Raw genomic sequence first — 1,182 nt, 5'->3', positions numbered from 1 at the left:
CTTTTGAAGCTAATAAAGCTATCATGCCCGATTATTTCAAAGATTTATATTTTGCAAACCCAAACCCTAAAGTAAAGTCCAGAGTAGCTTTTTTAAAAAAAGGAGTAGATACTAGAGTTTCTTATGGAGTGTATGAAAATCCTTTTACTATAAAATCTTCAGATGAAGGACCAATAACCGTACGAGTTAATTTTATTGGAGATGTAGGGCAATGTTCGGTCAGCGCTAGTAATCCATATGTGGGAGCCAATTGTAAATATAGAATTACTATTGTAAATGAAAATGGTAGCCCTGTCAGTAATAATGGAGGTCCTTTTTTTCAGTTATTCTCGGATTCGGATAGACCTTCATACAATATACCTATAGAGTCATTATCTCCCGGAAACTACAAAATAAGAGCGGAAAATTTAGTAGGAGTAGATGATCCCAATGATTATACCATAGGTTTTGCAGTCCATTTAAATTGGTACGAACCTACTGAACCAGATGCTCCTTCAAATTTAATTTATAGTGGAGGAAATAGAATACAAAAAGTTGAAAATTACAGTGTAGATAATGGAACTATTACAAGGACTTATGAATACAAGCCTAAAGACGACAGATCTCCAGAAGCTAGTAGTGGATTAATTTTCTCATTACCAAGTTATGATTATAAAATAGAAACAATTCTTTCTAATGGTTTAGAAATCCCTGTATTTAATCCTTATGGTGCAAGACCAGGTAGTCCGCTTACTTATCATCAAGGAAACCATGTAGGTTATAGCAGAGTTGTAGAGTATATAGATGCAGGAAATTCAAAAGGAAGTGGAGGGAAAATAGAATATGAATTTACAGCTATGGGTGATGGAGGTAAATTTTATGAATATCCATATACTCCTGCCACAGACAATGAATGGTTACGAGGAAAACCATTGGCAATAACATATTATAAGAAAGATAATAGTAATATAACAGGTTATAGTCCTGTTAAAGAAGAAGAATTTATATATAAATACGCTGATAAGATTTCTTATAGAGAGTTATCTGATGTTAAAGAATCACCTAATTTAAGGTTGAATTATAAAAAAGATAGACTTAAATTTTATAGACCTTTAATTAGTTTCCTTCATGATGTAGATAACCCACCACCATTAGGTCAAGAACCAAATTACTATAAAGTATATTATTGGGTAGGAGGTGTTC

1 protein-coding gene is annotated in these 1,182 nt (G+C 32.6%); it reads left to right on the top strand.

The window, feature by feature from the left end:
• Positions 1 to 23 precede the first annotated feature (23 nt).
• Positions 24 to 1,182 (top strand): hypothetical protein (locus BVC87_RS22990; RefSeq protein ID WP_143569905.1); only part of this gene is annotated, 1,159 nt, incomplete at its 3' end.

It is taken from the genome of Tenacibaculum agarivorans, assembly GCF_001936575.1.
GTDB lineage: Bacteria > Bacteroidota > Bacteroidia > Flavobacteriales > Flavobacteriaceae > Polaribacter > Polaribacter agarivorans.
Note: the sequence above shows the minus strand (reverse complement) of the source record. Positions and strands in the feature narration are given on the sequence as shown.